Origin of the sequence: Sphingopyxis sp., assembly GCF_035998905.1 — a bacterium.
Taxonomy (GTDB): Bacteria; Pseudomonadota; Alphaproteobacteria; order Sphingomonadales; family Sphingomonadaceae; genus Sphingopyxis.
Map to the genome: position 1 here is coordinate 132,162 of NZ_DASYHG010000027.1, position 18,849 is coordinate 151,010.

Below are 18,849 nucleotides of genomic sequence, written 5' to 3' on the forward strand. Positions count from 1 at the left end.
TCCCTTGGCCCCCTCTGTTTCCGTCATCGCTACCGGTATCGCCGCCACATTGCCAGCCGCGAACCCGCTCTGCTTCCATAATTTTCCGGTTTCCGCGGCGATCGACAATCATGCTGCCTGTGGCTCCGCAGCGCCGCAATAGCGCGCGACATAGGCCTGGTGCTCGGGCAAGGTCGCGACCGTCTGCGCGATATTGTCGCGAATCGACTGGAACAATCGCTCGACCTCGTCATCGCGCAGCTTGTCGGCGATGGGATGATAGGTCTGCGGCTCGATCCCCTGCCCCATCATCACCTGTACCCAGCTATTCTCGGCGAACAGTTCCTCATATTTGCGGAACACACGGCCGGTCTCGCGGAACAGCTCGATCTTCTGCTGCAACGAGTCCGGGATCGGCATGTTCGCGACATGGCGCCAGAACGGGCTGTCGCGGCGGTTGGTCGCCTTGTAGTGCAGCACGACGAAGTCGCGGATCTGCTCGATATCGAGCCGCTGCTGGTCGTTGAATTCCTGCGCGTCGCGCTCGCTGACGCGTCCGTTCGGCATCAGGCGGATGAAGCGCAGCACTGCGCGCTGGATCAGGTGCACCGTCGTCGCCTCGAGCGGCTCGACGAAGCCGCCCGCGAGGCCGACCGCAACGCAGTTGCGGAACCATTGCTTGCGCCGCACGCCGCCTTTGAACTTGATATCGAAGGGTTCGATCAGCGGCTCGCCGACGCTGCCCATCAGCCGGTCATAGGCGGCGTCGCGCGACAGGTAACCGCTCGAATAGACGATGCCGGCGCCCATGCGATGCTGGAGCGGGATGCGCCATTGCCACCCGGCGTCGTGCGCGATCGCCTGCGTATAGGGCATCGGCGGCCCCAGATGCTTCGACTGCACCGCGATCGCGCTGTCGTTGGGCAGCCAGTGGCTCCAATCCTCGAATCCCGCGTGCAGCGCACCGTCGATCAGCAGGCCGCGAAAGCCCGTGCAGTCGACGAACATGTCGCCCTCGACCCGCCGTTCGCCATCAAGATGCAGCGCGGCGATATCGCCATTTTCCCCGTTCAGCTCGACGCGCGCGATCTTTCCCTCGACGCGCTTGCATCCGTCGGCCTCGGCCAGCTTGCGCAGGAAACGCCCGTAAAGCGTCGCATCGACATGATAGGCATAGTTCATCCGCTCTTCGGGAAGGTGCGCGAACTTGCCCTGCATCGCCGCGACGAGTTCGAGGCAATAATCGCTGTATGGCTGCGTATGCCCGCGCTCGCGGGCATTCAGCCAGAAATGCTGGAAGCCCGCCGACCAGTGGTCCTTGCCCGACAAACCGAAGCTGTGAAAATAGCTGTCACCGTCATGTTTCCAGTTGTCGAACAGGATGCCGAGTTTGAAGGTCGCCTGCGTCGCGCGCATGAATTCGGGTTCGGGGACGCCGAGGATGCGGTTGAAATTGACCAGCGGCGGGATCGTCGATTCCCCGACCCCGATCGTGCCGATCTGCTCGGATTCAACCAGCGTCAGTTCGACCGTCGGGCCCATCGTGCGCGCGATCGCGGCCGCCATCATCCAACCGGCAGTACCGCCGCCCGCGATGACGACACGGACAGGTTTCTTGTCGCTCATTTACTCAAAGCCCTCAGCAGGAAGGCGCGCAGCCGACCCGCCGTCTCGGACGTGAGCGGGGCGAGGATGCTGCGCGCGGTTTGGGGAATATGGTCGGTGACGCTCGCGTCATTGTCGAAAACATAATGGTCGAACTGCTCGCGCCAGATCGCCTTGTCTTCAGGCGGCAGGTCGCGGATCGCGAGGATCGCATGGTTGAGCGCCGCCTGCGGCTGGCCGAGCCACGCCGGGGTGCGGCGCCACCAATAGTTGACGAGGATGTTGAAGGCTTCGAGTCCCTCGACATGGTGCCACCACATCGAGGGGATGAAGATCGCGTCGCCGGGTTCGAGTTCGACCGTCAGCGCCTCGGCCATCGCGTCGACGAAGCGCGGGTGCGCGGCAAGATCGGGCGCGTCGAAATCGACCATGCTGACGACGCGACCCGCGGGCGTGTTATCGATCGGGCCGAGATAGAGGTTGCGGAACGCCCCCGGTGGAAACAGCGTGAAGCGGCGGCGCCCCGCCGCGCAGCAGGCCAGATTGTCGGGAAAATCGTTGTGCGCGGCGATCTTCGTCCGCGTGCCGATCCAGATGCTCTTCAGCGGATCGCGGTCGCCGAGATCGAGCGGGTTGGCTTCGCCAAGCCCGTCGAAATGCGACGGAATGTCGATCGAGGCGAGGTAGACGGTGCGGCTTTCGCCGCGTTCCTCGGCCTGATCGATCCCGCCGAAGATATCGGCGAGCCTGCCCGTTCCGATCCGGAAATTCATCTCCATATCGGCGTCGTAGAAGAGCCGGCCGTCGTGCCCCGGCGGGCCGATCGACACCTTGAACGGGCGCTCGCGCGCATGATCGAGCAGGTAGCGCCGCACATCGCGCGCCGAACGCTTGCCCGCCGCGACGAGCGGCCAGTCGGCGACGAGTCCGCGCAGGACAAAGGGCTCGCGCGCGCCTTCCAGCAACGCGTCGAGCCCCGCCCCCTTATCCCATTCGCGCTCGGGCACGCGCGCGAGGCGGTCGGTAAAGGCGCCGCCCTGTTCAGCCACCGCCGAGCCTGCGGTTCTTGCGCGCAACGAGCACGGCGAGCTGCGACAGCGAGGCAAGTGCCATGAACATCGGCATCAGGTGCCCGTCAGCGTGGAGCGCGCCAAGCGCCTCGCCATCCAGCGCACGCAGCTTCGCCTCGTCGATGATATGAAATCCGACGAGCGAATGCAGCGACCCGTCGTCGAGTGTCACTTCGAGGCTGAACGGTTCGAGCAGGTCGTAGGCGAGCAGCGCGTCGTAGAAAGCCTTGCTCTCGCGATAACCTTCGTCGAGGTCGCCGAGCCGCTCGGCGATGTCTTCGAGATAGGGGGTCGCGGCGCCGTCGGCGTCGAACAGCCGCATCCCTTCGCCGCCCGCGGCGATACGCGGATGGTCCATGTCGATATGGACCTGCCCCGGCCCGTCGCCGTTCGCCGGGCGGCCGATCAGGAAAGGCTGGATCGCGACCGACAGCGGACGATAGCGCGCATCCCAGCGATTGCCTTCGAGGAACAAATTTTCGCCATTCTGGAAGCCGAACATCGCCAGCGCGGCGAAATCCTCGCGCCCCGTCTCGCGGCGGAACAGGATCGGGAAATGCGCCTGTACGCGGCGGAACTCGCTCGGCACCGTCAGCGTCGCCATGATGTCGTCGCCCAGCTCCGCGCCCGCATCGGTCCGGATACGCAAGTCGCGGTGGGTCTTGTTGTCGAGGACGGCGTGGCGGGTCATCAAATTCCTTCCTGTCGCGCCGCGACCCTATGGGCATCGGGGCGCAGCGCATCGAGATAGTCGCGATTGGCGGGCAGTGCCGCGGCGAGCGACCGCGCGCGCTGGCGGATTTCGCCAAGCAGCGAGCTGGCGCGCGTTCCCCCGGGCAGGTCACCGGGGACCGGATAGCCCATGCCATAGAGGATATATTGGTGGCTTTCGGCCGAGAAAATCTCGTCGACGCGGGGGAAATCCCACGCGGACGGCGGCTGGTCGCGCCACAGTTGCAGCATCGCGGCGAGCCGCGGCGGGATATGCGCCGGATCGCGCTGTGCCAGCCAGTAAGGCTCGTCGCGCCGGCTCAGCGCATAATGCAGCTTGAGGAACTCGACGATGCGGTCCCAGCGGTAGCAGAACAGCTCGTTGAAACGGCCGGCATGGATCGCCATTGCATCGCGGCTCGCCGGGAAATTGTCGATCAGCGCGTTCAGCGACAATTCGATCAGCACGATCGCCGACGCCTCGAGGGGCTCGATGAAGCCCGCCGACAGGCCGACCGCGATGCAATTGCCCTGCCAGAAGCGCGCGCGATGCCCGGTCGGGAAGCTCAGCCGGCGCACGGGAACCGCAGGCGCGTCGGGCAGCACGCGCGCGATATAGGCGCGCAGCGTTGCTTCGGCCGCGTCGTCATCCATGAAACGGCTGGCGTAGACGCATCCGATGCCGCGGCGCCCCGGCAGGCCGATATCCCAGATCCAGCCCGCGGCGTGCGCGGTCGACACCGTCTGCGACGCGATCGGACTGCCCGGCGTCACCGGCACCTGTGCCGCGAGCGCGCGGTCGTTGAACAAGGTGTCGCTGCGGTCAATCCACTCGACGCCGAGTTCGCCGCCGATCAGCAACGACGCATGCCCGGTGCAATCGATGAACAGGTCGCCTGCGATATCGCCGTTCGCCCGCGTCGTGACCGCGGCGATCCCGCCCGCGCCGTCGCGCGCGACCTGGACGACATGGTCCGATATATGCCGCACGCCGAGCCGCCGGACCGCATGCCCCGCGAGCAGCGCCGCAAACTTGCCGGCATCGAGGTGATAGGCGTAGTTCGCCGCACCCTGATAGTCGGGCATCGCGCGTTGCCGCGGCGCAAGGTCGAGGTCGCAGACATGCGCCTGCGCGGTCATCGCCGCCGCGAACGGTTGACGGGGTGACCCGGCCTGCCACGCCGCCAGCAACTCCGCCGTCGGCGCGGCAGGCGGCGACGTGAAGGGATGCAGATAGCGGTCATCCGCCGCACCGTTCACCCAGCCGTCGAAGCGCGAACCCTGTTTGAACGATCCGTCGCACGCCGCAAGGAATTCGGCCTCGCCGATCCCGATCGCGGCCAGCGTCGCGCGCATCGTCGGCCATGTCCCCTCGCCGACGCCGATCGTCGGAATGTCGGGCGCCTCGATCAGCGTGACCGAAAGCTGTCCCGCCACTGCCCGCGGCGAGCTGGCAAGGCGCGACGCCGCGAGCCAGCCGGCGGTGCCGCCGCCCACGATGACAACCCTCTCGATCGCGCTAGTCATTGCCGTCGATCCTAAGCCAGCTTGCCGTCATCGTCACGCAAAAGAGCCGCACCCGAACAGGTGCGACCCTCTTGCCTGCAGCCGGACGGAGATGGCCCATCCGCCTTAGAAGCTGAACCTGACCCCCGCTGCATATCGGGCGAAGCCGGGCGACACGAAGGTCACATTATTTTCGTGCCTCAGATGCTTGCGTTGCCCCTCGCCCGTCAGGTTGATCGCCTCGACAAAGGCGGTGAGCCCGGGAATGAACTCATAGCTCGCGCTGGCGTCGATCTGCCAATAGGCCTCGGTATAGGTCGGATTGGGACCCGTTCCCGAAAGGAATTTGTCGCGCCAGTTCCACGCCACGCGCGCCTGGATCGGCCCCTTGTCGTAAAAGGCAACGGCGTTCGCCGTGTCGCTCAGGCCGACCAGCGCGAACTGCGCCACCGACGACGGCTGCGTGTTGTCGTAAGTCGCATCGCCGTTGACGATCGTATAGTTCAGGATCACGCCAAAGCCCGTATCCCAGAAGCTGTGCTGAAGCGCGAATTCCCAACCGTTGAGCGACGCGGTCTGGTCGCTGTTGACCGGCGTTGTAATCTCGAAATTGACGAGCGGATCGCCCGGCGCGGCGTTGATGATATTGCCCGTGACCGTCGACGGGAAATTGGTGATGATATATTGGCGGATCTGCGCGACGGTCGCGTTGGCGCCGAGAGCAGAGAGGGCGGCATTCCAGCGCGGTCCGCCCACCGGCGTCGTGAGCCCGAAAGCACTGCTGTCGATGCGCGTCGAGGATATGAAATTGCTCACATCCTTGTGGAAATAGCCCGCCGAAATATAGCTGTCGCGCGCGTAATACCATTCGGCCGACAGGTCGATATTCTTGGATTTATAGGGGATCAGCCCCGGGTTGCCCTGCGCGCCGCCTCCGCCGCCGACGCGGAACAATGTGTCGATCGTGCGCCCGCCCTGCATCAAGTCATAGCTGGGACGCGCGATCGTGTGGCTGTACGATGCACGCAGCTTGACATCCTCCATCGGCGAGATGTCGAAGTCGATCGCGGGCAACCAGTTGTCGTAGGACCCCTTGAACCGGGTGAAATCGCTGTCGCCCGAAAAGACGACGTTGAATTCATTGTCGCCGACCCAGGTGGTCGTGATGGGGACCGGCACCAGCGCCGACGATGAAATGTCGGTCGTCTCGTATCGGATGCCCGCAACGAGATGCGCCGGATTTTCGAACAGGTCGAATACCGTCGCTACCTGGAGATACGGCGCGAGCGTTTTTTCGCTGATGCGCCGGTCGGTATTGAAGTTCGCGAGGCATGTCCCCGGCATGGCCGAACCCGTCGCGGGGTTGCTGCACGTCTGGAAATTCTGTTCGACCAGATCGGCCATGCGTTCGAAATCGAAACGATAGAAGCTTCCGATCATCGACGGTTGCGCAAGACCCGGGAATTTGTCCGGCAGCGTCACGAGCGAGAAGATGTCATCGGGAATGCTCGACGCCGGCCCGGCCCCGCCCCACGTATCGTCATTCTGGATCGTGCCGAAAGCCGAACGCACCTTGCTGTCGACATAGGACACGCCGAAGTCGATGCTGTCGAGGAAGCCCCCGTCATGGTCATATTGACCGCGGAGCTGAACCTGGTTGATCCGGTTCCGGAAAATCGCGTTGCGGAAGGCGTTGCCGGTCGGCGTGATCAGCGCGGGGTTCAGCGGATCGATACCGGGGTACATGCCATAAGAGATGACCGGCAGGTCGTTTTCGAAATTGAGCGTCTGGCTCTGGACGCCGAAGACGGCGTTGCCCAGCGACATGCTCGATCCAAAGCGATTGACCGGATTTACTTCGGCGGTCGAATGGTGACCATCGAGTTCGAAGGTGACGCCGCCCGGCCCGTTCCATTCCAGATTGACGCCGAGCGACTTATTCTCGGCCCGGTTTTCGGTCAGCGCGCCGCTGTAGGATAGATCCTTGCCGCCATAGAGCGCGTTCGGTCCCGGCACACCGGTCGGCGCCGCGAAGCGTTCGGTGTAGAAGAGCGGGCCGGCGACCGGGCCGTCGGTCCATGCGCTCGACGTGTCTTCGTGGTTGAACCATACGCCGACATTGCTGTTGCGCGTTTCGACGGTGTTGCGGGCATAGGTATAATCGATCGTCGCGGTGAACGCGTCGCTCGGACGGAATTGCAGCACTGCCTGACCGTTGATGCGCTCGCGATTGACATCGTTGAGGTCATAGGACGCATTCTGCGGGACCTGATAGACATCGGTCGGGTCGGGCCGGTTCGTGATGTTGGCCGCCCGCGGCGTGCCCGGCTGCGCCAGCGAACCCCAATTATTCTCGCTGCCCAGATAGCCGTCGCGCCAGCCGACATTGGCGTTGTTTTCGCTCGACTTGCGCTTCTGGTACGACCCCGTGATCAGGATGCCGATCGTGTCGTTCGCAAAGGTCGTGCTGATAATGCCCGACACCTCGGGAGTGATCGGATTGCCCTCGTTACGCGACGAATCATAGACGCCCTTGACCGCAAGGCTGCCCCGCAGGCCCGGCTTGTCGAGCGGGCGCGGCGTGCGAAGGTTGATGATCGAGCCGATCCCGCCCGATTCCATCGTGACCCGGCCGCTCTTGTAGACCTCGACCCCGGCAATGCCTTCGGAAGCGATATTGTCGAAATCGAACGAGCGCGACGACGGGGCATTGTCCCCGCCGCCGATCAGCGCGGTCGGCATCTGGCGCCCGTTCAATGTCACCAGGTTAAATTCGGGACCGAAGCCGCGGACGGTAACCAGCGAGCCTTCGCCGTTCGAGCGGTCGATCGACACGCCGGTGATGCGCTGCAGCGATTCGGCGAGGTTGGTGTCGGGAAATTTGCCGATGTCTTCGGCCGAAATCGCGTCGACGACGCCCTGCGCTTCGCGCTTGATGTCGGCCGATGCGGCAAGGCTGGCGCGGATGCCGGTCACGACGATCTCGTCGCCGTTCACTTCCTCGGCCGGCGCATCCTGCGCCGCCGCTGCCTGCGCCATGCCCATCAAGGACAGCGCCGACGTACCGGCCAGAATTTTGGCAAGCCACTGCTTTTGAGACGCCCGCATCCCTTTTCCTCCCACATCAGCCGCTCTTTTAATGGCGGCATTCCCGTTATGTGAACGTTATCTAAATGGGAACGTTCTCATTGTCAACGCATCGGCTGTGGCAATTCGGTCACAATATTACAGATTCTGCGCCGCAAACGTATGCAACCTAACAGGCGGTTGGCTGCGGTTTCAGCGGCTCCAGCGCGCGAAAATCGCGGTCGGGAGCAGCAATCCCCGCGCCTCTTCGCGCACGGCCAACTCGCCGCACTCGACCTTGCCCGGCAGGTCGGCGAACAATTGCGCAAGGAGTTCGCCGATCGCGAGCGCCGACATGCGCACCGCGTAGACGGTAAGGAACAATGCCCGGCTGTCCTCGTCGAGCAACTGGCGGCAGTCGGCGAGCAAGGGCGCGAGCCCCTCCTCGATCTGCCAGCGCTCGCCGGTCGGGCCGCGGCCGAACTTCGGCGGGTCGAGCAGGATCGCGTCGTAGCGCTTCTCGCGCCGCACCTCGCGTGCGGTGAACTTGCCTGCGTCGTCGAGGATCCAGCGCAGCGGCTTGTCGGCCATGCCGGCAAGCGCGGCATTCTCGCGCGCCTGCCCCACCGACTTCTTCGACGCATCGACATGCGTGACCGACGCGCCCGCCGCGGCGAGCGCCTGGCTGCCGACGCCGGTGTAGCCGAACAGGTTCAGGAAGGCCGGATCGGGCTTGTCGGCGACTTTCTCGCGCAGCCAGTCCCACACCGGCGCCATGTCGGGAAAAAAGCCCAGATGGCGGAACGGCGTGCACGATGCGGTGAAGCGCGTCTCGCGCCAGCCGAGCGGCCAGCCTTCGGCGGGCACCGGCTTGTTATAATACCAGCGGCCGCCGCCGTCGTCGTCCGACGCGGGGATGAACTCGCCGTCGGCCTTGTCCCAATCGCTGGCGGGCAGCGCGGGCGCCCACATCGCCTGCGGTTCGGGGCGGATGAAGCGAAAGCGGCCATAGCGTTCGAGCTTGCGCCCGTTCCCGCTGTCGACGAGCCCATAATCGTCCCACGCCTCGCCGACGAGCGTGACGAGGGGCAGAAGGTCAGCCACGCGCGGCTTCCGCGAGAACGAACGCTTTCACCGCGTCATAGTCGCCCGGCAGGCGTTCGTAACGCTCTTCGCGATCGAACAGATTGCCGAGCCGCGCAGGCAGCGGCGGGCGCACGCCGGTTGCGCGTTCGACGGCTTCGCGGAACTTCGCCGGATGCGCGGTCGCGAGCGTGACGACGGGAATGTCGGCATCGATATCGAGCGCGCGCGCTGCAGCGAGGCCGACCGCGCTGTGTGGATCGATGATCTGCCCACCATGTTCCTGCGCCCAGCGCAGCGCGAGCGCCATCGCGTCGCCGTCGATGCTCGCGCTCGAAAACAGGTCCTTCGCGCCAGCCAGCATGTCGGCGGGGATCGTCATCGCGCGGTTCTTGTCGAACTCACCCATCATGCCGGTGATCGCGGCGCCGTCGCGCCCTGCGAGGTCGAAGAGCAGCCGCTCGAAATTGCTGCTGACCTGGATATCCATGCTCGGCGTCGCGGTCGGCGTCACCGTGCCCGCGCTATAGTCGCCGCTGGTCAGCGCGCGGTGGAGGATGTCGTTGACGTTCGTCGCGACGACCAGCCTTGCGATCGGCAGCCCCATCTGCGCCGCCACATAGCCCGCGAACACATCGCCGAAATTGCCCGTGGGAACGCTGAACGCCACCGGACGGTCGGGCCCGCCGAGCCGCACCGCGGCATAGAAATAATAGACGACCTGCGCCATCAGCCGCGCCCAGTTGATGCTGTTCACCGCCGACAGATTGACCCGCGCGCGGGCCTCTTCGTCGCCGAACAACCGCTTCACCATCGCCTGCGCGTCGTCAAAGCTGCCGTCGATCGCGATATTATGGACGTTGGGCGCCAGCACCGTCGTCATCTGGCGGCGCTGGACGTCGCTGACCCGGCCTTCGGGGTGGAGCATGAAGATCTGGATATGCTCGCGCCCCGCGACCGCCTCGATCGCCGCCGACCCGGTGTCGCCCGAGGTCGCGCCGACGATCGTGATGTCGGTGTCGCCGCCCGCGAGGAACTTTTCGAACAGTTCGCCGAGCAATTGCAGCGCGACATCCTTGAACGCGAGCGTCGGGCCGTGGAAGAGTTCGAGCAGCCAGTGGCGATGGTCGAGCTGGACGAGCGGGGTTACCGCGTCATGGCTGAAGCGGCCATAGGCGGCATGGCAAAGGCTGCGCAGTTCATCCTCGGTCAGGACGCCCGCGACGAAGGGGCGCATGATCCGTACCGCAGTTTCGGCATAGTCGAGCCCCGCAAGCGCGCGAATTTCGTCGATCGACATCTGCGGCCATTTTGCCGGCACATACAGGCCACCGTCGCTGGCAAGGCCCGCAAGCGTCGCGGCACGAAAGTCGAGGGTCGGCGCAGAGCCGCGGGTGCTGATATAGTCCATGACGGACAGCGCCTAGCGGCGCGCCGTCACGGCTGCAAGCGGCGGCGGACCGCGAGGACGTAGATAATCAGCGCTACGATCGCAAAGAAGAACCATTGGAACGCGTAGGCAAGGTGATTGTTCGGCGTATCGTCGGCTGAGGGAACCGCGCTGGCGCGGAGGCCCGCGACTGGTTGATCAGCGATCAGCATCGCGCGCGCAGGCGTCGCCTTGCCCATCGCGCGTTCCATCACCGTCGGCTGTTCGGGTCCGGGAACGATCGTCCCCTGTACCGTTCCGCCCGCCCATTTGGGCGGAGTGAAAGTGTCGCCGATCCCGACATCGACGAGCACGCCCGGCCCCTCGGCGCCGGTGCGACACTCGGCGATCATGCGGATACCCGACTTGCCCTTGCGGTCGGTGCCGCTGCGCGGGTCCCAGCCCACCGGGTCGAGGCAAACGATGCTGCTCTTGCGATAGAGGAAGGCGTCGGCGACGGGCGGCAGTTCGGGATAGGCGACGGTCGAAGACATCGCCATGTTGCGCTGGAACAGCGCGATCAGCGCTTCCTTCTCGCTCTTGCGCTGGAGCTGCCAGACGCCGAGCGCGATCATGACCGCGACCGCAGCGAGCACAAGGATCGTGGGGATCAGCGGCCAGCGCCGCGCGGCCTGTTGGGCTGGTTCAGTCATGCTTGTCCACCTTGCGGCCCTCGGCCGCCTGACGCTGGTGCTCGCTCGCCAGCAAGGCGCCCTTGCCCACGCGCAGGCCATAGACGACCGCGGCGGCGGTCAAGGGCACCCAAAGGATGACATGCACCCACAAGGGCGGGCGCACGACGGCATCGAGCGTGAGCGCGATCGCGATCAACAGCGCACCGATGATCAATGTCAGGAAAGCTGCGGGGCCGTCGCCGACATTGTAGCGGCCATAATCGAGCCCGCAGCTTTCGCATTTCGGACGAAACTTTACCGGCCCTTCGAACAGGGCCGGCGCGCCGCATTCGGGGCAGAGACCAAAAAGGGCAGCGCGCCAGACCGGCGGCTGCCCCTTTTGAATTTTGTCGCCAGTCGGCAATTTAGTGCGCGGCGATCGGCGCGCCCCAGCCGCCCCAGACATAGACGATGATGAAGAGGAACAGCCACACGACGTCGACGAAGTGCCAGTACCAGGCCGCGGCCTCGAACCCGAAATGCTGGGTCGGGGTGAAGTGGCCCTTGTAGGTGCGCACGAGGCAGACGATCAGGAAGATCGTGCCGACGAGCACGTGGAAACCGTGGAAGCCGGTCGCCATGTAGAAGGCCGAGCTATAGTTGCTCTGTCCGAAGCCCCACGGCGCGTGAGCATATTCATACGCCTGGATCGTCGAGAAGACGACGCCGAGGATGATCGTCAGCCACAGGCCCTTCTTCAGGCCTTCACGGTCACCGTGGATCAGCGCGTGGTGCGCCCAGGTGATCGTCGTGCCCGAGCAGAGCAGGATCAGTGTGTTGAGCAGCGGCAGCGAGAAGGGATCGATGACTTCGATGCCCTTCGGCGGCCACATGGTGATCGCCGCGGCGCCATCCTGCCCGAACAGCGAGGTGACCGCGCCTTCGGCATATTCGATCGGAACCGGGAAGAGCGAAAAGTCGAACCATGCCCAGAACCAGCCGACGAAGAACATGACTTCGGAGGCGATGAAGAGGATCATGCCGTAACGCAGGTGCAACTGGACAACCGGGGTATGGTCGCCGGCGTGCGCTTCGTTGATGACGTCCGACCACCAGCTGAAGAAGGTGGCGATCACGCCCATGAAGCCGAGGCCGAGGACCCACTTGCCGATGCCGCCGAAATAATCCGCGTGCATCGCCATGACGAGCCCGAAGAACATCACCATGGCAGCGACCGAGCCGATCAGCGGCCAGACGCTGGGATTTACGAGGTGGTAGTCATGATGTTTCGCACCGGACATGGCGTGTTTCCCGTTTTTAGCAGCCCCAGCATGACGATTCCCCATCATCTGCCGGTCTTGTTAGACTCTTGTTCGCGGCCTTAGCTCGCCTTTTTACCCTCGTCTACAGGGTGGAAGGTATAGCTAAGGGTGATTTCCTGCACGTCGCGCGCGTCGGGGTCGTCCATGATCTTCGGATCGACGAAGAACAACACCGGCATGCGCATCTGCTGCCCCGGCTCCAGCCGTTGTTCGGTGAAGCAGAAGCACTGGATCTTGGTAAAATATTTGCCCGCCTGGTCGGGCGTGACGTTGAAACTGGCAGTCCCGACGACGGGATGCGCCGAATTATTTTCGGCAATGAAGATCGCCATGTCGCGCGCGCCGACGCTGACCGTGTCGCGCGGATGCTCGGGATAGAATTTCCACGGCAGGTTCGGTGAGACATTGGCGTCGAAACGCACCGAGATCGTCTGGCTCAATATCTCGGGCTCGGCCGCCGCGGCGACCGGGTCATAACGCTGCGTCGTGCCGCCGAACCCGGTGACGCGGCAGAACAGGTCGTACAGCGGCACGGCAGCAAAGCCGAGGCCCGTCATCGCGACAGCGATCAGCGCGGCGAAGCTCGCGGTCTTCGCGTTCGGAGACATGCGGCCGATCATGAGAAAATCTGCATCTTTGCGATGGTGATGAAGAAGAACAGGATCGCGAGCGCGCCAAGCATCCACGCCATCATGTTCGCGCGGCTGCGCTGGCGGCGGCGATATTCGGCCTCGTCAAAGGGTTCGAGATTCGGTTTTTCGGTCATAGCGGCCACCAATGGTCGGCAACGACAGCGCCGAACAAAATGAAAAGATAGGCGATCGAATAAGCGAACAGGCGCTTTTCGGGTTGCATCAGGTCGCCCTCACCCGTCGTGCGCGTGCCGACCTGGATCGACAGCAGCACGAAGACCGCCGACAGGATCACCGCGGTCCAGCCGTAAAGCGCACCGGTGTAGCCGAGCGGCCAGGGTGCGATCGCACCGATCGCCATGATGACGGCATAAAAAAGAATCTGGCGCCGCGTCGACTTCTCGCCCGCAACGACGGGCATCATCGGAATGCCCGCGGCGGCATAGTCCGAGCGGACGAACAGCGCGAGCGCCCAGAAATGCGGCGGCGTCCACAGGAATATCAGCAGGAACAGCAACACCGGCAGCGGGGCGATCGAACCTGTGGCAGCCACCCAGCCGATCAGCGGCGGAAAGGCGCCCGCCGCGCCGCCGATGACGATATTCTGCGGCGTCCGCGGTTTCAGCCACATCGTATAGACGAAGACGTAGAAGAGGATCGACAGCGCGAGCAGCAGCGTCGCCTGCCAGTTCGATGCGAAGAGCATCAGGAACAGCGAAAAGGCGGCAAGCCCGACACCGAATTGCAGCGCGGTCTGCGGATCGAGGCGCCCTGCGGGAAGCGGCCGCCCCGCGGTCCGCTTCATCTTGGCGTCGAGGCCGGCTTCATACCATTGGTTGAGCGCACCCGAAGCCCCTGCCCCCAGCGCGATCGCGAGGATCGACGAGAAAGCAAGGACGGGCGGGACGCTGCCCGGCGCCGCGAGCAGGCCGCACAAGGCGGTGAACACCACCAGCGACATCACGCGGGGCTTCGTCAGCGCGAACAGGTCGCGCCAATCGGCGGGTAACGCCGTTTCGCCGTGGGTCAGGCTCTGCGCCATATTTACTCCGGCCCGAAAATCGTGCGCCCCCTGCCGTCAAACGGCAGGGGGCAACACAAATCAGGCGATACGCGGCAGTTCGTTGAACTGGTGGAACGGCGGCGGGCTCGACAGCGTCCATTCGAGCGTCGTCGCGCCTTCGCCCCACGGATTGTCGGCGGCCTTCTTGCCGGCGAACAGCGAGTAGAGGATGTTCACGAAGAAGAACACCATGCCGGCGGCCATGATCACATAGCCGAACGACGAGATGTAATGCCAATAGGCATAGGCTTCCGCATAGTCGGGGTAACGGCGCGGCATGCCCTGCTGGCCCAGGAAGTGCTGGGGGAAGAACATGACGTTCACGCCGATGAAGAAGACCCAGAAGTGCAGCTGTCCGAGGAACTCGCTGTACATCCGGCCCGACATCTTCGGGAACCAGTAATAGAAGCCGGCGAAGAGCGAGAAGACCGCGCCCAGCGACAGCACATAGTGGAAGTGCGCGACGACATAATAGGTGTCGTGCAGGTTGGTGTCGACGCCGCCATTGGCGAGCACGACGCCGGTCACGCCGCCGACGGTGAACATGAAGATGAAGCCGAGCGACCACATCATCGGCGTCTTGAACGTCATCGAACCGCCCCACATGGTGGCGATCCAGCTGAAGATCTTGATGCCCGTCGGGACCGCGATGACCATCGTCGCCGCGGTGAAGTACATCTTGAGGTTCACGCTCATGCCGACCGTGAACATGTGGTGCGCCCACACGATGAAGCCGACGACGCCGATCGCGACCATGGCATAGGCCATGCCGAGATAACCGAACACCGGCTTCTTGCTGAAGGTCGAGATGATCTGGCTGACGATGCCGAAGCCCGGCAGGATCATGATGTACACTTCGGGGTGGCCGAAGAACCAGAAGAGATGCTGGTAGAGGACGGGGTCGCCGCCGCCGGCCGCATCATAGAAGGTGGTGCCGAAGTTGCGGTCGGTCAGCAGCATGGTGATCGCCGCAGCGAGAACCGGCAGCGCGAGCAGCAGCAGGAAGGCGGTGACGAGCACCGACCACACGAACAGCGGCATCTTGTGCAGCGTCATGCCCGGTGCGCGCATGTTGAAGATGGTGGTGATGAAGTTGATCGCACCGAGGATCGACGCCGCACCCGCGAGGTGGAGCGAGAAGATCGCCATGTCGACCGCCGGGCCTGCCGAGCCGCTGGTCGACAGCGGGGCGTAGACCGTCCAGCCGGTGCCGGCGCCATGGCCGCTGCCGCCCGGGACGAACATCGAGCCGACGAGCATGAAGAATGCAACGAACGTCAGCCAGAAGGACACGTTGTTCATGCGCGGGAACGCCATGTCGGGCGCGCCGATCATCAGCGGCACGAACCAGTTGCCGAAGCCGCCGATCATCGCCGGCATGACCATGAAGAACACCATGATCAGGCCGTGCGCGGTGATCATCACGTTCCAGAAATGCTTGCCCGCGACCTCGTCGGCACCGCCGCCAAGGGCGCTGGCCCAGCCCGAAAGATACTGGACGCCGGGTTCGGCGAGTTCGAGACGCATCATGCCCGAAAGCGCGCCGCCGACGATGCCGGCGACGATCGCGAAGATCAGGTAGAGCGTGCCGATGTCCTTGTGGTTCGTCGACATGAACCAGCGGACAAAGAAGCCGGGCGTGTCGTGATCATGATCGTCATGCGCATGGACGGCATGGCCATGATCGGGTGCAGTTGCAGCGATATCGGTCATCTGTCGGACCCCTTATTAATTCTTGGCGGCCGGCGCGGCGGCAGGAGCCGCTGCGGGCGCAGCTTCGGGTGCAGCGGTCGGCGTTGCGGCAGGTGCCGCAGCAGCGGGCGCCGGCGCGGCAGCGGCAGGCGCCGCGGCGACCGAACCAGCGGGGTTGCCGCCCTTCGAGCGGACCCACGCTTCCCATTTGTCGACCGGAAGCACTTCGACCGCGATCGGCATATAACCGTGATCGACGCCGCACAGTTCCGAGCACTGGCCGTAATAGACGCCGACCTTGTTCGCGGTGAAGGTCGTTTCGTTGGCGCGGCCGGGGACCGCGTCCATCTTGGTCCAGAAGGCCGGGACCGCGAAGCTGTGGATCACGTCGGCGCCGGTGATGATCAGCTTCACCTGGCGGCCGACGGGGACGACCATGCGGTTGTCGACGGCGAGGTGATAGGGTTCACCCGCGGCCTTCGCCTTGTCTTCGGGCAGGATCTTCGAGACATATTCGCCGATGCCCTGATCGGGATAGGCATAGCCCCAATACCATTGGTAACCCGTGACCTTGATCGTCAGCGCATCCTTCTTCGGCGGCTCATACTGCGCCGCGAGCAGGCGGATCGACGGCACCGCGATCACCGCGAGGATCAGCACCGGAATGGCGGTCCAGATGATTTCGATGAAGGTGTTGTGCGTCGTCTTCGACGGAACCGGGTTCGCCTTGGCGCGGAAACGGAACATCACCCAGAGCAGAAGACCCAGGACGATGAGCGTGATCACCGTGATGACGGGGAGCAGGATGACATGGTTGAACCAATATGCCTGTTCGCCGATCGGGCTGACCTGCGGCTGGAAGTCGATGCCCTTTTCGACCGGCTGGCCAACCCCGGGGGTCGGCTTCATCGGGACATAGGTCGCATCGCCAGCGGGAGCCGCGGCGGTCGCCGCAACCGGCGTCGCTGCCGGAGCAGCCGCATCGGCGGCCGCCGGAGCCGGATTCGCCGGAGCCGTTGCGGCGGGTGCTTCGGCCGGAGCCGTCGCGGGTGCCTGCGCATGGCCGGCGCCCATCGCGCCGAGCGACAAAGCCGCCGCAATTACAAGGGTTTTCAAGCTCTTCATAAGGATAGTGCCGCCCGTTGCCTGTTGTTCTTATTGATGCCCCAGCCGGCCTTTCCCCACTGCTGGACACAGGTCCACGCAGCCATCGGACAGGCTGAATCTCGCGGGCGCTATAGACCCGCTTGCCGCTTGCCTCAAGCATCTCTAACACTATTTTGCGGCTGGATAATCTTCGCCGCTCAAACCCGCTCGCCCGCCACGGGCGACGCACAGGACAAAAGAATAATTCTCCCATGACCGATGACGAAATCCTGGCCGAGTTCCGCGCCGCCGATGCCCTGCTCCAGGGCCACTTCCTGCTCTCCTCGGGCCGCCACAGCGAATATTACCTGCAATGCGCGCGCGTCCTGATGGATACCGAGCGTGCGGGGCGGCTTGCTGTCGCGCTTGCCGCGAAACTGCCGCGCGAACTCAAGCAGGCGATCGATATCGTCGTTTCGCCTGCGATGGGCGGCGTCATCATCGGGCATGAAATGGGCCGCGCGCTCGGCAAGCCCGCGATTTTCGTCGAGCGCCCGACGGGCACCTTCGAACTGCGCCGCGGCTTTGCGATCGAACCCGGCGCGAAGGTGCTGATGGTCGAGGATGTTGTGACCACCGGCCTGTCGTCGCGCGAAGCGATGGACGCGGTGCGCGCCGCGGGCGGCGAAGTCATCGCCGAAGCCGCCCTCGTCGACCGGTCGGCGGGTCATGTCGAACTCGGCGTGCCCTTCTACCCGCTCGTCGCGATCAATTTCCCGACCTATGCCGAGGACGAACTGCCGCCCGAACTGGCGAAGACCAAGGCGGTGAAGCCCGGGAGCCGTGCGAATTGAGCCAGCGGCTTCGCCTCGGGGTCAACATCGACCATGTCGCGACGATCCGTAACGCGCGCGGCGGCGAGCACCCCGACCCGGTGCGCGCGGCGGAAATCGTCGCGGCGGTTGGAGGCGACGGCATTACCGCGCACCTGCGCGAGGACCGGCGCCATATCCGCGACGACGACCTGGCGCGCATCCAGGCTGCGACCGACCTGCCGCTGAACCTCGAAATGGCGGCGACCGAAGAGATGCTTGAGATCGCGCTGCGCCACAAACCGCACGCCGCGTGCATCGTCCCCGAAAAGCGCGAGGAGCGCACGACCGAGGGCGGGCTCGACGCCGCGGGGCAGCACAACCACCTCGCCCCGATCGTCGCGCGGCTGAACGACGCGGGCATCCGCGTCAGCCTGTTCATCGAGCCCGACGCGCGGCAAATCGAGGCCGCGATGCGGCTGCGCGCGCCCGTCGTCGAATTCCACACCGGCCGCTATGCCCATGTCGAGGGCGAGGAACGCGCCGCCGAACTGCGCCGCCTCGCCGACGCCGCGGCGCTGGCGTGGAAGAATGGCATCGAGCCGCACGCCGGCCACGGCCTGACTTATGAGAATGTCGTGCCCGTCGCCGCGATCCCGCAACTCGCCGAACTCAACATCGGTCATTATCTGATCGGCGAGGCGATCTTTACCGGGCTGGAAGATGCGGTGCGCCGGATGCGCGCGCTGATGGACGAGGCGCGGGGCGCGCTGTGATCATCGGCCTCGGCTCCGACCTCTGCAATATAGAACGCATCCAAGCGTCGCTCGATCGTTTCGGTGAGCGCTTCGAAAATCGCGTCTTCACCGATGTCGAGCGCGCCAAGGCGGCGCGGCGCCCGTTCACGCGTGCGGGAACCTACGCCAAGCGCTTCGCCGCGAAGGAAGCTTTCTCGAAAGCCGTCGGCACGGGTTTCAAGCGCGGCGTCTTCATGAAGGACATCGGCGTCGTCAACGCCCCCTCGGGTGCGCCGACACTGGCGCTCACCGGCGGTGCCGCCGAACGCCTCACCGCGATGATCCCTGCGGGACACACCGCGCATATCCATCTGACGCTGACCGACGACCATCCGTGGGCGCAGGCTTTTGTCATCATCGAAGCAATCAAGGACTGAATGAA

General features: G+C 64.6%; 18 protein-coding genes. 3 read left to right on the forward strand and 15 right to left on the reverse strand.

The features are described from left to right. Nucleotides 1-108: 108 nt before the first annotated feature. From VGN62_RS16735 to coxB, 15 genes are all read right to left on the reverse strand, one after another. Nucleotides 109-1,605, reverse strand: coding sequence for a tryptophan halogenase family protein (locus tag VGN62_RS16735; RefSeq protein ID WP_327455952.1), 1,497 nt, complete (start codon nucleotides 1,603-1,605; stop codon nucleotides 109-111). Further along, on the reverse strand, nucleotides 1,602-2,633 hold the full coding sequence (locus VGN62_RS16740; protein ID WP_327455954.1) for a cupin-like domain-containing protein: 1,032 nt from the start codon (nucleotides 2,631-2,633) through the stop codon (nucleotides 1,602-1,604). Before VGN62_RS16740 ends, VGN62_RS16735 begins: the two co-directional genes overlap by 4 nt. Beyond that, on the reverse strand, nucleotides 2,626-3,345 hold the full coding sequence (locus VGN62_RS16745; RefSeq protein WP_327455956.1) for a SapC family protein: 720 nt from the start codon (nucleotides 3,343-3,345) through the stop codon (nucleotides 2,626-2,628). Before VGN62_RS16745 ends, VGN62_RS16740 begins: the two co-directional genes overlap by 8 nt. Next, nucleotides 3,345-4,892, reverse strand: coding sequence for a tryptophan halogenase family protein (locus VGN62_RS16750; protein ID WP_327455958.1), 1,548 nt, complete (start codon nucleotides 4,890-4,892; stop codon nucleotides 3,345-3,347). Before VGN62_RS16750 ends, VGN62_RS16745 begins: the two co-directional genes overlap by 1 nt. Before the next feature lie 105 nt (nucleotides 4,893-4,997). Continuing rightward, nucleotides 4,998-7,979: a TonB-dependent receptor gene (locus VGN62_RS16755; RefSeq protein ID WP_327455961.1), complete on the reverse strand. Its 2,982-nt coding sequence runs from the start codon at nucleotides 7,977-7,979 to the stop codon at nucleotides 4,998-5,000. A 171-nt stretch (nucleotides 7,980-8,150) separates the two neighbouring features. After that, nucleotides 8,151-9,029 (reverse strand): class I SAM-dependent methyltransferase, encoded by an 879-nt coding sequence (locus VGN62_RS16760; RefSeq protein WP_327456102.1) that lies wholly within the window; start codon nucleotides 9,027-9,029, stop codon nucleotides 8,151-8,153. Nucleotides 9,030-9,033: 4 nt separating this feature from the next. Further along, nucleotides 9,034-10,431 carry a threonine synthase gene (thrC, locus tag VGN62_RS16765; protein ID WP_327455963.1) on the reverse strand — a complete coding sequence of 466 codons (1,398 nt, stop codon included), beginning with the start codon at nucleotides 10,429-10,431 and terminating at the stop codon, nucleotides 9,034-9,036. Between the two features lie 26 nt (nucleotides 10,432-10,457). Next, nucleotides 10,458-11,102 (reverse strand): SURF1 family protein, encoded by a 645-nt coding sequence (locus VGN62_RS16770; protein ID WP_327455965.1) that lies wholly within the window; start codon nucleotides 11,100-11,102, stop codon nucleotides 10,458-10,460. Beyond that, entirely contained in the window at nucleotides 11,095-11,487 is a 393-nt protein-coding gene (locus tag VGN62_RS16775) for a DUF983 domain-containing protein (protein ID WP_327455967.1), read from the reverse strand. The genes VGN62_RS16770 and VGN62_RS16775 overlap by 8 nt, the downstream gene beginning before the upstream one ends. 1 nt (nucleotide 11,488) lies before the next feature. Then, nucleotides 11,489-12,364: a cytochrome c oxidase subunit 3 gene (locus tag VGN62_RS16780; RefSeq protein WP_327455969.1), complete on the reverse strand. Its 876-nt coding sequence runs from the start codon at nucleotides 12,362-12,364 to the stop codon at nucleotides 11,489-11,491. An 80-nt stretch (nucleotides 12,365-12,444) separates the two neighbouring features. Beyond that, nucleotides 12,445-12,993 (reverse strand): cytochrome c oxidase assembly protein, encoded by a 549-nt coding sequence (locus VGN62_RS16785; RefSeq protein WP_327455971.1) that lies wholly within the window; start codon nucleotides 12,991-12,993, stop codon nucleotides 12,445-12,447. Nucleotides 12,994-13,001: 8 nt separating this feature from the next. Next, nucleotides 13,002-13,151, reverse strand: a complete 150-nt coding sequence (locus tag VGN62_RS16790) for a hypothetical protein (RefSeq protein ID WP_327455973.1) — start codon at nucleotides 13,149-13,151, stop codon at nucleotides 13,002-13,004. Beyond that, the gene (locus tag VGN62_RS16795) at nucleotides 13,148-14,059 is read right to left on the reverse strand and encodes a heme o synthase (protein ID WP_327455974.1); all 912 of its coding nucleotides are present in this window, start codon (nucleotides 14,057-14,059) and stop codon (nucleotides 13,148-13,150) included. The genes VGN62_RS16790 and VGN62_RS16795 overlap by 4 nt, the downstream gene beginning before the upstream one ends. 60 nt (nucleotides 14,060-14,119) lie before the next feature. Further along, the gene (gene ctaD / locus VGN62_RS16800; RefSeq protein ID WP_327455976.1) at nucleotides 14,120-15,793 is read right to left on the reverse strand and encodes a cytochrome c oxidase subunit I; all 1,674 of its coding nucleotides are present in this window, start codon (nucleotides 15,791-15,793) and stop codon (nucleotides 14,120-14,122) included. 15 nt (nucleotides 15,794-15,808) lie between these two features. Further along, entirely contained in the window at nucleotides 15,809-16,897 is a 1,089-nt protein-coding gene (gene coxB / locus VGN62_RS16805; RefSeq protein ID WP_327455978.1) for a cytochrome c oxidase subunit II, read from the reverse strand. A 233-nt stretch (nucleotides 16,898-17,130) separates the two neighbouring features. On the opposite strand from coxB, the gene pyrE reads away from it, so the two are divergent. Genes pyrE through acpS form a run of 3 tightly spaced genes read left to right on the forward strand, consistent with a single transcriptional unit; the run spans nucleotide 17,131 to nucleotide 18,844 of the window. Then, complete coding sequence (pyrE, locus tag VGN62_RS16810; protein WP_327455980.1) at nucleotides 17,131-17,712, forward strand: orotate phosphoribosyltransferase; 582 nt, start codon at nucleotides 17,131-17,133, stop codon at nucleotides 17,710-17,712. Further along, a complete protein-coding gene (locus VGN62_RS16815; RefSeq protein WP_327455982.1) occupies nucleotides 17,709-18,446 on the forward strand; it encodes a pyridoxine 5'-phosphate synthase in 738 nt (245 codons plus the stop codon). Before pyrE ends, VGN62_RS16815 begins: the two co-directional genes overlap by 4 nt. Further along, the gene (gene acpS, locus VGN62_RS16820; protein ID WP_327455984.1) at nucleotides 18,443-18,844 is read left to right on the forward strand and encodes a holo-ACP synthase; all 402 of its coding nucleotides are present in this window, start codon (nucleotides 18,443-18,445) and stop codon (nucleotides 18,842-18,844) included. Before VGN62_RS16815 ends, acpS begins: the two co-directional genes overlap by 4 nt. The last annotated feature ends 5 nt before the right edge of the window (nucleotides 18,845-18,849 follow it).